The sequence below is a fragment of the Streptococcus cristatus genome, from assembly GCF_963529205.1.
Lineage (GTDB): Bacteria > Bacillota > Bacilli > Lactobacillales > Streptococcaceae > Streptococcus > Streptococcus cristatus_O.
This window is the reverse complement of the sequence record NZ_CAURYF010000023.1, coordinates 25,161-38,217: the sequence shown is the minus strand read 5'-3', so window position 1 is coordinate 38,217 and position 13,057 is coordinate 25,161. Positions and strand designations below refer to the sequence as shown.

The following is a 13,057-nucleotide window of genomic DNA, read 5'->3' as shown; positions in this document are numbered from 1 at the left end:
CAAATTCCCGATGGCGGGCTACCGCATCCTTTAGTTCTTCCAGATTGTCCGAAGAAAACTTCTCTAGGACTTCAGTGGCTAAAATTGTTGCCACCACGCTTTCCATGACAACACCTGCCGCTGGCAGAGCCGTAGGATCGCTCCGCTCCACCGTTGCCTTATAAGGCTCGTGGGTCTCAATATCCACGCTCATCAGAGGCTTGTAAAGGGTTGGAATGGGCTTCATAACACCACGCACCACGATTGGCTGACCATTGGTCATACCGCCCTCAAAGCCACCTAGATTATTGGTCCTGCGAGTGAAGCCATCTTCCTCAGACCAAAGGATTTCATCCATGACTTGACTGCCCTTGAGACGGCCTGCTTCAAAGCCCACACCAAACTCAACTCCCTTGAAAGCATTAATGGAAACGACTCCCTGAGCAATTTTGGCATCCAGCTTCTTGTCCCATTGGACATAGGAGCCCAGACCAACCGGCACACCACCAACGACAGTCTCAATGACACCACCGATAGTATCCCCGTCTTTCTTAATCTGGTCAATGTAGGCCTTGATCTCTTCTTCGCGCTCGGGATTGACAATGGAAACCTCCGACTGGGCAGCTCTTTCCTTGATTTCTTCTACAGTCAGATCGTCCGGCACATCAATATCAATACCACCAAAGATCACAATATGGCTGGCTACCTCTACACCGATTTCTTCCAGCAAGCGCTTGGCTACCGCTCCGACTGCTACACGCATGGTCGTTTCGCGGGCAGAAGAGCGTTCCAGAGAATTTCGCAAATCGTCAAAGCGGTATTTCATACCACCAACCAAGTCTGCATGGCCAGGGCGTGGTTTGGTAATCTTACGCAGCCCTTTTTTCTTTTCATCCACATCTGCCGCACTCATAATCTCCAGCCATTTCTGATGGTCTAAATTAGTCACGTTGAGTGTAATCGGGCCGCCCATGGTCAAGCCATGACGAACCCCAGACGTAATCTCGACTTGATCGCTTTCAATCTTCATGCGGGCACCGCGACCGTAACCACCCTGGCGTCGCTTGAGCTCAGCATTGATATAGTCAGCGGTCAAAGGAAGACCAGCCGGCACCCCCTCAATAATAGCTGTCAAACGTGGTCCGTGGGATTCTCCTGCTGTTAAGTATCTCATACATTTTCTCCTATTTCTGGGATGGAAAGATATGGACAACCTGTCTATTTTTATCCAAACTGTCCAATCGTCTTAAACTCCATCTGGCACTTATTTCTTCAGAAATTCTTTCATCTCTTCCAACAGAATCTGGTGAATACTAGCCGAACCCAACTCAGGAACCAGTACTAGTTTAATAGAATTCCCTCTAGCCTTCTTATCATGGGTCAAAGCCTGATAGAGAGCAGCCTCATTCCATGGCTGGTAATCCACCGGCAAGCCAAACTTCTGACACATACGGATGATGTCTTCTGTGATTCCGGCTGGCATAAGGCCTTTCTTCTCAGCGACACGAGAAATCTGTACCATGCCAATCGCCACAGCTTCACCGTGCATGACTTTTCCATAGCCCGCTGTCGCTTCAATAGCGTGCCCAATAGTATGACCAAAATTCAGATAGAGGCGGACGCCATTATCCAGCTCGTCCTCGACCACAATCTTACGCTTGACATCGCAGGAATGGTAGATGATGCTCTCCGCATGCTCCAAAATCGACTCTGGGCTGCCATCCATTTCTGACAGCTCATCCCAGAGTTCCTTATCCTCAATCAAGCCGTACTTGACCACCTCACCCATACCTTCGATCAGTTCCCGCTGACCTAAAGTATGCAAGACTTCTGGATCAATCAGAACCCCGTCAGGCTGGGTAAAAGTTCCGACCATATTCTTGGCCCAAGGTGTATTGACGCCTGTCTTACCACCGATTGAGGAGTCCACTTGGGCTGTCAGACTGGTCGGAATCTGCACGAAATGAATGCCCCGCATGTAGGTCGAAGCAACAAAGCCTGCCAAATCACCAACAACGCCGCCACCCAAGGCCACGATACCATCACTGCGGGTCAGACCAACCTTGACCAAAAACTCATAGACTTTGTTGACCGTCTTTAAGTTCTTGCTAGCTTCACCCTCTAAAAAGTCAAAGACATAGGCCTCAAATCCAGCGGCTGCCAAGCTCAGCTTGACCTTCTCCGCATAGAGTCGAGCCACTCGATTGTCCGTGACGATGACTACCTTCTGAGGCTGCCAAAGCTGACGCAGCCAGCTGCCAGCCTGAGATAAAGTCCCCTTTTCAATTACAATGTCATAGGGATGGTGGGGGAGATTTACATTCAATTTCATAAGCGCCTCCTTGTTTTTCCTGTTCCAACCATAGAGGAGTTGAGTACGAGTAATTATTTATACAGAGCTTCCAACTGCTGCCAAATTTCCTGACAAGGCATGGGTTGTCCTGTCCAAAGCTCAAAAGCTTCTGCTGCCTGATAAAGCAACATACCTAGACCATTCACTGCCTCTACCTTCTGACTTCGAGCCCACTTTAAAAAAGGTGTTTCAAAAGGTTTATAAATCACATCCGCGACTAAAATCTGGCTCGGCAGCTGAACACTTTCAGCTAATGGCAAAGTTTTTCCATCCATACCCACACTTGTTCCATTGACCAGAAGGTCTGACTGGTTGATTTTATCCTGCAAGATAGCCAAGTCTTCTAAGTTCAATACATGAATCCTACTCTTAGTCTGGCGGCTGATAACTGCCATCTTGCTAACGGTCTTATCATAGGAAGTCTGCCGAGTAAAGACAAAGATTTCCTCTGCCTGATCCACAGCTGCTTGAGCGATAATAGCTGTCGCCGCTCCGCCGGCACCTAAAATGGTCATTTTTTTGCCCTGAATAGCAAAAGACGGCAAGCTCTTAAAAAATCCCTTGCCATCTGTATTGTATCCTATCAATGTACCATTTTCATTCACCACGGTATTCACAGCTCCGATAAGACGGGCGCTGGGATCCAATTCATCAAGATATTGGATAACCTCCTGCTTGTAGGGCATTGACAAATTTATCCCAAACATATCATACCTTCGGATATTAGCAACGGTCGCTTCTAAATCCTCTGCTTCAATTTCCCAAGCAAGGTAGACACCATTGACAGCAGTTTTCTCAAAGGCAGTATTATGAATAAATGGTGAAATGCTATGTTTAATCGGCTTAGCAACCACTGCAGCTAGACGAGTATGGCCATCAATTTTCATTTAAAATCTCCCGCACAACCTTCATGTTTGCTAGGGAAACCTGACCTGGTGCACTCGGCTGTTCAACGCTAGCAAAAGACCAGCTCGAACCTGTCAAATCTGCAGCTAAGCGAGAAATCTTTCCGACTTTTCCCATAGAAATCGTTACATACTCTTGCTCAGGATTCAAAATCTTAAATCCGCGAGTGTAGTTCATCAGATCCAACACATCCTGCTCATTATGCGCCATGACAGAAACTTTGACCACTTTTGGTGCCAAACTCGTCAATTCTGACAAAATTTCCATCATATTTTCAGGTGTTTCCTCGAAATTATGATAACTGAGAACTAAATTAGGAAACTCGAGCATTTCTTCGAATTTATCTTTATGCGAATAGTATTCAAAATCAACATAGTCTGGCGAATAAAAATTGGCTACTTCTTTGATAAGAGCAACATATTCATCATCTGACAGTTCAATTTCGCCACCTTCTCCGCGACTTCGCAGCGTGAAGAGCAATTCACGGCCAGCAAATTTCTCGAAAATAGCAGGAGCAACGTTCAGAATACTCTCTTTCGGCAAAAAGTCCGCGCGCCATTCGATAATGTCAGCATCATCATAACGACTCACATCAATTGCTTTAGCCTCTTCTAAACTTCTGGGCATGATTGAAACGACTAATTTCATTTGTCCACCTTAATTGTAAATACCTTGAGGTAGTTACTATTCTCATCTTTCTTATTGTATACAAAGTCTGCTGGTAGGCCATATTCCGCTAGATAGCGATGAGGAACTCCTGCAAATCCTTTTTCAATTTCTTTTTTAAACTTACTTCTAGAAACATTAGCTGCGTTGGTCGAAAGAATCAATGTTCCTTTTGGACTCAAGATTTCCAAGGCCTGAGCCACCAAACGATGATAATCTTTCGCAACAGAGAAAGTCTGTTTCTTATTGCGAGCAAAGCTCGGCGGATCAAGGACAATCACATCATATTTAAGCTCGTGACGCTTGGCGTATTTGAAATAGTCAAAGACATCCATGACCACGAAACGATGCGGCTCTAAATCCAAGCCATTGGCTTCAAAATGCGCTTGGGAAAGCTCGCGGCTACGTTTGGCCAAATCCACCGAAGTTGTTTGACTGGCACCGCCCATGGCAGCTGCCACCGAGAAAGCCGCTGTATAAGAAAACATATTGAGCAGGCTTTTTCCGCTAGCTAAGCCGTCAACCAGACTCCCCCGTACCTCGTGCTGGTCCAGAAAAATCCCAGTCATCAGGCCATCATTCATGAAAACTTGATAGCGAACGCCATTCTCCAAAACCGTAAAATAGGCTGGCGCTTCTGCTCCGTAGAGATGGGCAGACTCATAGTCCAAGCCCTTGAAGCGAATCTTCTCATAAGCTCCAGCGACCTCAGGAAAGACCTGCTGGAAAGCAGCCACTATCTGATCCTTGATTGAAAAAACAAAGGAATTGTACCAAGAGAAAACGGCGTAGTTCTCATATATATCAATCGTAAAACCGCCAAAACCGTCACCTTCTTGATTAAAGAGGCGATAGGCTGTCGTATCCTCTGCATGACGGTAATAGAAACGCTTGTCTTTAGCTTTTTCAAACAAATGCTGAAAGAAAGCTGAGTTCAGCTCTACCTTAGCATAGGAAATCAGCCAGCCAAGTCCCTTATTTTGTAAGGAGAGATAAGCCGTTCCCAAGAACTTCCCCTGCTGACTATGCAATTCCACACATTGATCAGTGAATGAAAGAGTTGGAAAATCATTCTTATCTAGAACTAAAATTCCTTTTCTCAACTTTTCCTCTGTCTGTTTATTAACAGTAAGTTTCTTCATAAGCATTATTATACCAAATATTGTGAAAATTCTCAAAGCATATTTATTATTTTCACATAATCTTGTTTTAGTAGAAGAAATTTTCAACATTTTATATATTAAGTATTTATTTCATCAGGCGAGCTTTTGAGCAAGCTTCCTCTACTACCACTTTCCACTATCTATCATGAAGCAAGGCCTGTTTAATTTTAGATATTCTTGCGAACAATCCTGAAGCTAGGAAATGATTGCCCTTATTCTAAATTACTTTACAAATAAAATAAACTAAACACTAAATCACCTCAATTTTTCCTCAACTTAAAAAATTGTGATATACTTAGAAGAAGAAAATTTTTAGGAAATAAGACAAGGAAGTATCTTTCTGTGAAAAAAATAACCAAGAATTTACTCAATTTTATGAGTACAAGGCTCGGTTTCGTCTTGAGCTTGCTCACGATTTATTGGTTAAAAACCATGTGGGCTTATACCGTTGATTTTAATTTAGATATTCAAGGAGCCTATCAAATTTTTCTGGCTCTGATTAACCCTTTCCCAATTGGACTTTTACTGATTGGACTCGCCCTTTATATCAAGCCGACTAAGCTTTTTTATTGTGTCAGCACGGCTATCTACATCATGCTCTTTGTCTGGTTGGTCTCAAACTCCATCTACTACCGTGAGTTTACCGACTTTGTGACAGTCAATACCATGTTGGCCTCTAGCAAGGTGTCTGCAGGTCTCGGAGCCGCAGCCATGGAGCTCTTCCGCCCTTGGGATGCTATCTATATCATTGATTTCCCGATTCTGGGCTGGCTTTTTTATAAAAAGTATATCCGCTTGGATCATCGTAGGTTTAATTTCCGCGCCAGCTTTGCCGTGACATCCCTATCAGCGATGCTCTTTTCGGCCAATCTTTTCTTAGCAGAAATTGATCGTCCTGAGCTCCTGACACGCGGATTTTCAAATTACTATGTCGTTCGCGCTCTTGGTCTTCCTGCCTTTCTCGGCTACAGTGCTAATCAAACCTATGCTGCTAATAAAGAGCGTTCCAAAGCCTCTGCTAAGGATCTAGAACCCGTTGAACAATATATCCAATCCCACTATGCCGAGCCGAACTCTGAATACTACGGCATTGCCAAAGGCCGTAATGTTATCTATGTCCATCTAGAGAGCTTCCAGCAGTTTCTGATTGATTATAAACTGCAGATGGAGGGCAAGGAATACGAGGTTACGCCTTTCCTCAACTCCCTTTACCACTCCAACTCAACTTTAGCTTTTTCAAATATCTTTAATCAGGTTAAGGCTGGAAAGACTTCTGATGCGGAGACCATGATTGAAACAGGTCTCTTTGGTCTCAACCAAGGCTCCTTCATGGTAAACTATGGCGGTACTAATACCCAACAAGCAGCACCTTTTATCCTATCAAAAAACGGAGATTATACATCTGCTGTTTTCCATGGAAATACAGGTAGTTTCTGGAACCGTAACACTGCCTACAAGCAATGGGGTTATAATTATTTCTTCGATGCGTCTTACTTTACCAAGCAAGACGAAACCAACTCCTTCCAGTACGGCTTGAACGATAAAATTATGTTCAAAGATTCCATCAAATATCTGGAACATTTGCAGCAGCCTTTCTATGCCAAATACATCACCGTCTCTAATCACTATCCTTATACGACCAGTCTGATTGGCGATGAGATTGGTTTCCCACTGGCAGATACCAAAGACGAAACCATCAATGGCTACTTTGCAACAGCAAACTACCTCGACTCAGCTGTCAAAGCTTTCTTTGACTACCTAAAAGAAGCTGGACTCTATGAAAATTCAATTATCGTCCTTTACGGTGACCACTATGGAATTTCCAATTCTCGTAATCCAGCTTTGGCACCTTTGATCAATAAAAATTCTGAGACATGGTCTAGCTATGACAACGCCATGTTACAGAGAGTGCCATACATGGTCGTGATACCTGGAATGGAAAAAGGAAAAATTATCGATACCTTTGGCGGACAAATCGATATGCTGCCAACCTTGGAGCATTTATTGGGGATTGACTCCAAAAATTACCTTCAAGTCGGGCAAGACCTCCTCTCACCTCAGCACCAGCAAATCGTGGCCTTCCGCTCAACCAATAACTTTGTAACACCAAAATACACAAGTTATAGTGGCCGCATTTACAACACACAAACTGGTGAGGAGATCACTCTGCCAGACGAGTCAACAACGGCTGAACTAGAAGCTATCCGAACAGCCGCAAATACACAGCTGAAAATGAGCGATGCTATTCAGACAGGGGACCTATTCCGCTTTTATACGGGCAATAACCTAGGAAAAGTCAATCCTGATGATTACAGCTATATCAACTCTTTGAAAGCCCTCAAGGCCATTGAGAAAGAAAAAGGTGACCAATCGACTAGCCTTTATTCAAAACGTGGCGGTGTGTCTTCTGTGGATCTCTTTAATTCACCAAGTTATCGAGTACTTCACCCAGAACAATTTCACTCTAGCACTAGCAGCGAAGAGGGAACTAGCGGAGAGTCCTCCAGCTCTTCTAGCTCCTCCAGTTCAAGTGCCAGTCCCTAATCTATGAGGCTACTCAACTCTTCCTAAAACATTGAAAAATGTTTTGGGGAGAGTTTTTATTTTTGAAGCACAAAAAAGATTGAAAACGTGAGCCACAAAGCCTGTCTTCAATCTTTTCTTATTTTTATTCATACTATGCAATCACTTCAAAAACGGAAGCGGTCAGATTCTCCACATAGAAGGGTCTCTTATGACGACTATTTCCGACCAATAAACGTAGATGATCCGCATTCTCAAGATAATAGGGCAGTCCACTTGCATTAAAAATGATTTCATAATGTTTTTCGTCTTTAATCTCAAAAATGACGATACCACTGCCGGTAAAAGCTTCCCTTACAAAGACATGTTTGTAAATCTCTTCATAGGTTTGATAAGAAAATTCCTTCTGACTTGTCTTTAAGTGAATGATCTGCTTGATATAGTCAATACTCTCCTGATGTTGGCTAATCAATTCCCAATTCACTTGGTTGACAGCATCGGGAGCATTGTAGCTATTCATTGCTCTGTCACGATCGCTAGGCAGGACTTGGCCCTCTTCGCCTGTTCCTACTAGTTTTGTGCGGGAAAATTCTTGGCCCAATTCCATAAATGCCATACCCTGCATAAGCAAGTTCATAGCTGTTGCCAGCTCAATTCTTTTGGTCCGAATGACCTCATCATCATCTGGGTGCAAGTCAACCAGCAAGTCATGCAGGTTGAAATTATCATGCGCCTCCACATAATTAAGAACCTGAGTCGGTGTCAAATAGGAGCCTAACTCACTGCTGCCCAGAATGGCTTTGGCTATGATATCCTCAGTCGCTTGTCCGCTCACATAACCAGCTTTCAGCCCACCATAGACTTCAGCACCCTTTATCGCATCGCGCTGAGTATCATTGAAAAAGCCAATTCGCGGCAGTTGATAAGCATTGTCTTTCTTAGCCTTGTCCTCTGGCATCAGGCCTGTTCCCATATCCCAACCTTCACCATAAAGCAAAATCCGTGGATCAATTTTATCCATTTCTTCTCGGATGATATTCATGGTGGTGACATCATGGATTCCCATCAGATCAAAACGGAAGCCATCCACATTGAATTCTTCTACCCAATAGCGAAGTGAATCAATCATGAATTTGCGGAACATTTCATGCTCACTGGCCGTCTCACTACCGACACCTGTACCATTCTGGAAAGAACCGTTGGGATTCATTCGGTAGTAATAATCGGGAACTGTTAACTGAAAGGCGGAGTCAAAGGTCGAATAAATATGATTGTAAACCACATCCAAGGTCACAGAAATCCCTGCATCGTGGTAAGCCTGAATCATGGTTTTCAAATCTCGGATGGCCTGACCCGGATCATCTGGATTAGAAGAAAAACTGGTTTCTGGCGCGTTGTAGTTCTGTGGATCATAGCCCCAGTTATAAGTAACTTGGCCATTTTGGTCATAGTCCTTATGTCGGTCAGAAACCGGCTGGAGCTGCACCACATTGATACCTAGATTGCGAATGTAATCAAAAGTCGTCTGGTCCCCCTGGCTATTTCTAGTGCCGCTTTGACATGCCCCCAAAAAAGTCCCTCGCAAATGTTCTGCGACACCGGAACTAGGCGATTTGCTAATATCACGGATATGCATCTCATAGATGACAGCCTGATTTGGGTTATCTAAACGCCAGGTTGCCTCCTTGCCTTGACATACCTTAAAAACAGCAACAGTCTTGTCCTGTTCGGCAACAATAGCTGAGCGCTTGCCATCTGGACTGGTAGCGATTGTATAAGGATCGCGCGTCAAAAAATGCTGGTTTTCAAAATGAACATGATACTGGTAGGCCTTGCCAGCTAAATCTTCTGGCACTTCCACCGACCAAACTCCGATTGTATTTTTAGCATGATCGTGCGAGTAAATCTCTCCCTTTTCCATAGGGAATTCTTTATAAACAGCTGCTTGATTATCGGAAGTTTCATAGACTAGCAATTCAACTTTTTTGGCTGTCGGAGCCCAAACTTTAAACTCATTTACCTGCCCCTGCAGACGATGCCCAAGCCAACCTTGGTAGCCCCAGCATTCGTCAAAATAATCTGAGCGCATAGCCACATCAAAATTATGAGGGCGTCGCCGCGAATATTGGTGGCTCGTCGTCGCCGCTTGCAAGGAATAGTAGACCTGATGATCTCCTTCAATCAACCAAACCTCTGTAGGCAAATGAACTGGCAATAAATCAATGTGATAATCGCAAGATTGGCTGGACCAGTCTGAACGCTTGACAATCACATGAGCCTGACTGAGAGGCTCCCAACTTTCAAAAGATAATTCTCCCTGAATACCAAAATAATCAAGTTTGGAAAAAGGTGCTTCTTTTCCCCACTGATCCGTCTGCCACTGCCACAAATCATAAGAAAAGTAATCTCCCTTAGGATTGTGATAATGGACAATGACTTTATAGTCTAGCATTTTCATTTATCTCTTCATTCTAATTTTTCTAAGGAAAGAGCGCTCTCATCGATTTCATCTATATTGGCGAAAAACTCCAGATGATTGTGCAACACTTCCAATTCTACTGGTGTATCTCCTCCGTACTCACCGTCCAGATTCAACATAAAGGGTGCTTTTTTATCTAATACTTCTAGCTTTAATTTGCTAGTTTTCAGGTATTCAACATTGGCATCCGTCACATGTTGGCCACCATTAATTGCCTGTATGATGAGACTAAGCATATCAAACAACTTGGCCGTTTTTACAAGAATCAAGGTGAAATTTCCATCATCCAGTTTGGTATCTGGTGCTAGCTTTTCAAAGCCTCCGATAGAATTGGTCAAGGCCGCAAAGACAAGTGAAATCTTGCCCTCGAAAACACCATGGTCATGCTCAATCCGTACCTTACGGGATTTGGAGCGCGGTAGCATCTTGGCTCCTTCGGCTACATAAGCCAGATAGCCTAAACGGGTCTTGACCTCACTAGGGACACTGTAAGTCAGCTCTGTCAGCGTGCCCGCCGCCGCAATATTGATAAAGTATTTGCTGCCATAAGCCCGACCGATATCCATCTGAATCGTCTGATTTTTCTCGATAATTCGAGCTGCAGCCACTGGATCTCCCATCGGAATTTTCAAGGCACGCGCATAATCATTGGTCGTACCAGTTGGGATGAAAGCCAGCTTGGGGCGCACTTCTAGACCCGCAACCCCATTCACTACTTCATTGATCGTACCGTCTCCACCGGCTGCTATGACCAAATCAAAACCTGCTCTTGCTGCCCTTTCAGCCTCTCGCTGAGCAGAGAAAGGCTCTGGAGTCGTCTGGTAGGCACTGGTTTCATAGCCAACATCTTCCAAAACATCCAAGACTTCGGCAATATTTTTTTTGATAATTTCCTGCCCAGAAGTTGGGTTATAAATCAATCTTGCTTTTTTTATCTTATTTTCCATTCTCAGCCTCACAAGCTATCTAGCCAGTCCTCATCTCGAATCTCGATCCCAAGTTCTTGGGCTTTGGTTAATTTGCTGCCGGCATCGGTACCTGCCACCACCAAATCTGTCTTTTTGGACACACTTCCAGCGACATTTGCACCCAAGCTCAGCAATTTTTCTTTAGCTTGATTCCGTGTTAATTTTTGTAATTTTCCGGTCAATACGACTGTTTTGCCAGCGAGAGCAGCATCAGCTGCCACTTTCTCCCCTAGATAGTCTAGGTTGACGCCAGCTTCCTGCAATTCCCGCAAGAGAAGTTGACTGCCTTCCTGCTCAAAGTAAGAATGCAGACTCTGAGCGATAACTGTCCCCAAGCTGTCAATAGAGGAAATTTCCTCTTGACTTGCCTGAGACAGCTTGATCATATCATGGAATTTCTCCAGCAAAATCCGACTAGCCTTGCTTCCCACGTGACGGATTCCCAGACCAAAGAGCAATTTCTCTGCTGAGTTTTCCTTGGAAGCTTGAATGGCATTATACAATTTATTCGCTGATTTTTCCTTAAAGCCGTCCAAGGTCAGCAAATCTTCTACAGAAAGTCGGTAAATTCCAGCCACATCCTTGACCAAGGCCTTATCAAAGACCTTCTCGACCACTGCTGGACCAAGACCCGTGATGTTCATGGCATCCCGACTGGCAAAGTGAATCAAGCCTTCCTTGATCTGGGCTGGACAGAGGGGATTGATGCAGCGCAGAGCCACTTCATCCTCGAAATGCACCAGCTCACTCTCACAGCTTGGACAGTGACTTGGTATTTCCAAAGGCTCTTCTGAAATGCGCTTGGACTCCACCACGCGCAAGACAGCAGGAATAATATCCCCCGCCTTATAGACGATAACGGTATCTTTCTGACGAATATCCTTCTCTGCAATATAGTCCACATTGTGCAAAGTCGCTCGGCTAACGGTCGTTCCCGCTAGCTGAACTGGTGTCAGATTAGCTGTAGGGGTCACAACTCCTGTCCGTCCGACTGTCCAGTCAACAGATAGAAGCTGGGCTTCCTTTTCCTCTGCCGGAAACTTATAGGCGATGGCCCACTTAGGTGCCTTGACAGTAAAGCCAAGCTCCTCTTGCACCGCCAAGTCATTAACCTTGATGACAATACCGTCAATCTCATAAGGCAGACTGTCCCGCTCCTGAGCAATCTTTTCAATAAATTCCCAAACGGCATCAATCGAATCCGCTAGGAAATGAATCGGATTAACTGAAAAGCCTAAATCTGCCAGCTTGTTTAGGACTGATTCCTGGCTGCTAGCCTCAGTCGGACTGGCTTCTTGGTAAAGGAAGGTTGCTAGATTACGCTTGGCTACAACCGCTGTATCCAACTGGCGCAAGGTTCCTGCTGCCGCATTGCGGGGATTGGCAAACTCAGGCTCGCCGTTCTCCTGCCGCAGCTGATTGACCGCATCAAAAGAAGCCTTAGGCATGTAGCACTCTCCGCGAACAGTAATGTCCAGCGGTTCTTTCAAGATCAGAGGAATATCCTTAACCCGCTTGAGGTTTTCCGTGATGTTTTCTCCAACAGAGCCATCTCCTCGAGTCGCTCCTGCTACCAAGATTCCCTTTTCATAGGTCAGGGAAATAGAAAGCCCATCAATCTTGAGTTCACAAATATAGGAAACTTGGGGAAATTCCTTGCGAATCCGCTGGTCAAAGGCTAGTAATTCTTCACGTGAAAAAGCATCCTGCAAACTAAAGAGAGGATACTGGTGTGGATATTTTTCAAATCCTTCTAAAATCTTCCCGCCCACCCGATGCGTTGGGCTATCAGGTAGGATATCAGTTGGGTACTTTTCTTCTAACTCCACTAACTCGCGATAGAGTCTGTCATACTCGCTGTCCGATACACTTGGCCTGTCTGCCGTATAGTATTCATGGGCGTATCGATTAAGCAATTTGACTAATTCTGACATTCTTTCTTTCATACTTCTATTTTATCACAAATACACAAAATCTTCCTCTATTTGTTCCGAATTCTCACTAAAAAAGAGGACATAAA

General features: G+C 44.5%; 9 protein-coding genes. 1 reads left to right on the top strand and 8 read right to left on the bottom strand.

Features of this window, described 5'->3' with window-relative positions:
* The 5 genes from aroC to RWS39_RS06415 all read right to left on the bottom strand — a co-directional run.
* A partial coding sequence (aroC, locus tag RWS39_RS06435; protein WP_314481589.1) for a chorismate synthase occupies positions 1-1,153 on the bottom strand: 1,153 nt, incomplete at its 3' end.
* Positions 1,154-1,243: 90 nt separating this feature from the next.
* The gene (aroB, locus tag RWS39_RS06430) at positions 1,244-2,311 is read right to left on the bottom strand and encodes a 3-dehydroquinate synthase (RefSeq protein WP_314481586.1); all 1,068 of its coding nucleotides are present in this window, start codon (positions 2,309-2,311) and stop codon (positions 1,244-1,246) included.
* A 53-nt stretch (positions 2,312-2,364) separates the two neighbouring features.
* The gene (locus tag RWS39_RS06425; RefSeq protein ID WP_314481583.1) at positions 2,365-3,219 is read right to left on the bottom strand and encodes a shikimate dehydrogenase; all 855 of its coding nucleotides are present in this window, start codon (positions 3,217-3,219) and stop codon (positions 2,365-2,367) included.
* Positions 3,209-3,886, bottom strand: coding sequence for a type I 3-dehydroquinate dehydratase (aroD, locus tag RWS39_RS06420; protein ID WP_061422684.1), 678 nt, complete (start codon positions 3,884-3,886; stop codon positions 3,209-3,211). The genes RWS39_RS06425 and aroD overlap by 11 nt, the downstream gene beginning before the upstream one ends.
* Entirely contained in the window at positions 3,883-5,046 is a 1,164-nt protein-coding gene (locus RWS39_RS06415; protein ID WP_314481577.1) for a class I SAM-dependent rRNA methyltransferase, read from the bottom strand. Before RWS39_RS06415 ends, aroD begins: the two co-directional genes overlap by 4 nt.
* A gap of 363 nt (positions 5,047-5,409) precedes the next feature.
* On the opposite strand from RWS39_RS06415, the gene RWS39_RS06410 reads away from it, so the two are divergent.
* Positions 5,410-7,611, top strand: a complete 2,202-nt coding sequence (locus tag RWS39_RS06410; RefSeq protein ID WP_314481574.1) for an LTA synthase family protein — start codon at positions 5,410-5,412, stop codon at positions 7,609-7,611.
* Between the two features lie 133 nt (positions 7,612-7,744).
* Here the strand turns inward: RWS39_RS06410 and pulA are convergent, their stop codons facing one another.
* The 3 genes from pulA to ligA are packed head-to-tail and all read right to left on the bottom strand — an operon-like array spanning position 7,745 to position 12,983.
* Positions 7,745-10,042, bottom strand: coding sequence for a type I pullulanase (gene pulA, locus RWS39_RS06405; RefSeq protein WP_314481571.1), 2,298 nt, complete (start codon positions 10,040-10,042; stop codon positions 7,745-7,747).
* Between the two features lie 14 nt (positions 10,043-10,056).
* Positions 10,057-11,016, bottom strand: a complete 960-nt coding sequence (locus RWS39_RS06400) for a diacylglycerol kinase family lipid kinase (RefSeq protein ID WP_005590565.1) — start codon at positions 11,014-11,016, stop codon at positions 10,057-10,059.
* Positions 11,017-11,024: 8 nt separating this feature from the next.
* On the bottom strand, positions 11,025-12,983 hold the full coding sequence (ligA, locus tag RWS39_RS06395; protein WP_314481567.1) for an NAD-dependent DNA ligase LigA: 1,959 nt from the start codon (positions 12,981-12,983) through the stop codon (positions 11,025-11,027).
* Positions 12,984-13,057: the final 74 nt, after the last annotated feature.

Excerpts from the sequence above, each read along its gene's own strand:
- pulA (WP_314481571.1), bottom strand. The coding sequence starts at position 10,042 with ATGCTAGACTATAAAGTCATTGTCCATTATCACAATCCTAAGGGAGAT.
- aroB (WP_314481586.1), bottom strand. The coding sequence starts at position 2,311 with ATGAAATTGAATGTAAATCTCCCCCACCATCCCTATGACATTGTAATT.
- ligA (WP_314481567.1), bottom strand. The coding sequence starts at position 12,983 with ATGAAAGAAAGAATGTCAGAATTAGTCAAATTGCTTAATCGATACGCC.
- RWS39_RS06415 (WP_314481577.1), bottom strand. The coding sequence starts at position 5,046 with ATGAAGAAACTTACTGTTAATAAACAGACAGAGGAAAAGTTGAGAAAA.
- RWS39_RS06400 (WP_005590565.1), bottom strand. The coding sequence starts at position 11,016 with ATGGAAAATAAGATAAAAAAAGCAAGATTGATTTATAACCCAACTTCT.
- aroD (WP_061422684.1), bottom strand. The coding sequence starts at position 3,886 with ATGAAATTAGTCGTTTCAATCATGCCCAGAAGTTTAGAAGAGGCTAAA.
- RWS39_RS06425 (WP_314481583.1), bottom strand. The coding sequence starts at position 3,219 with ATGAAAATTGATGGCCATACTCGTCTAGCTGCAGTGGTTGCTAAGCCG.